Origin of the sequence: Kitasatospora sp. NPDC058048, assembly GCF_042885555.1 — a bacterium.
Classification (GTDB): domain Bacteria; phylum Actinomycetota; class Actinomycetes; order Streptomycetales; family Streptomycetaceae; genus Kitasatospora; species Kitasatospora lactacystinica.
The window spans coordinates 1-1039 of the sequence record NZ_JBHVRT010000107.1 but is presented as its reverse complement, the minus strand read 5'-3'; the positions used below and the strand labels follow the sequence as shown (position 1 = coordinate 1039).

Here is a 1039-nt window from a genome sequence, read left to right as displayed (position 1 = left end):
GGGCTGGAGTAGGTCCCAAGGGTTGGGCTGTTCGCCCATTAAAGCGGTACGCGAGCTGGGTTCAGAACGTCGTGAGACAGTTCGGTCCCTATCCGTCGTGGGCGTAGGAAATTTGAGAGGAGCTGTCCTTAGTACGAGAGGACCGGGATGGACACACCGCTGGTGTACCAGTTGTCTTGCCAAAGGCATCGCTGGGTAGCTATGTGCGGACGGGATAAGTGCTGAAAGCATCTAAGCATGAAGCCCCCCTCAAGATGAGATTTCCCATTCCGCAAGGAAGTAAGATCCCTGAAAGATGATCAGGTTGATAGGTCTGAGGTGGAAGTGTGGCGACACATGGAGCTGACAGATACTAATCGATCGAGGACTTAACCAATTTGAATGTATGCTTATTGTTATCTAGTTTTGAGAGAGCACTCTCAATGGTTTGGTGGCGATAGCGAAGAGGTCACACCCGTTCCCATGCCGAACACGGAAGTTAAGCTCTTCAGCGCCGATGGTAGTTGGGGGTTTCCCCCTGTGAGAGTAGGACGTCGCCAGGCTTTCTTCATTCCGCAGTAGCTCAGTGGTAGAGCTATCGGCTGTTAACCGATCGGTCGTAGGTTCGAGTCCTACCTGCGGAGCCATGGGGAAGTACTCAAGAGGCTGAAGAGGCGCCCCTGCTAAGGGTGTAGGTCGCGTGAGCGGCGCGAGGGTTCAAATCCCTCCTTCTCCGCCATTATTGTATGGCCCGTTGGTCAAGCGGTTAAGACACCGCCCTTTCACGGCGGTAACACGGGTTCGAATCCCGTACGGGTCACCATTTACCTTCGTTGGGCTATAGCCAAGCGGTAAGGCAACGGACTTTGACTCCGTCATGCGTTGGTTCGAATCCAGCTAGCCCAGCCATAAAGAGCCATTAGCTCAGTTGGTAGAGCATCTGACTTTTAATCAGAGGGTCGAAGGTTCGAGTCCTTCATGGCTCATAAAAATGTTAACCTAGGGAAATTTATCCCTAGGTTTTTATTTTGTGGATTTTTGGAAGTGGTTTACAAAATTT

At 51.5% G+C, this 1039-nt stretch carries 5 tRNA genes and 2 rRNA genes; all 7 read left to right on the top strand.

What is annotated here, in order from left to right:
* A 23S ribosomal RNA gene (locus ACFVVA_RS42170) occupies nucleotides 1-376 on the top strand; the annotation flags it as partial.
* Between the two features lie 50 nt (nucleotides 377-426).
* Nucleotides 427-542 (top strand): 5S ribosomal RNA (rrf, locus tag ACFVVA_RS42165).
* Between the two features lie 9 nt (nucleotides 543-551).
* A tRNA-Asn gene (locus ACFVVA_RS42160) sits at nucleotides 552-626 on the top strand.
* A 1-nt stretch (nucleotide 627) separates the two neighbouring features.
* Nucleotides 628-718: transfer RNA gene (locus ACFVVA_RS42155), tRNA-Ser, on the top strand.
* Nucleotides 719-727: 9 nt separating this feature from the next.
* Nucleotides 728-802, top strand: a tRNA-Glu gene (locus ACFVVA_RS42150).
* A gap of 11 nt (nucleotides 803-813) precedes the next feature.
* Nucleotides 814-888 (top strand) — tRNA-Gln (locus ACFVVA_RS42145).
* 4 nt (nucleotides 889-892) lie between these two features.
* Nucleotides 893-965: transfer RNA gene (locus tag ACFVVA_RS42140), tRNA-Lys, on the top strand.
* Nucleotides 966-1039 lie beyond the last annotated feature (74 nt).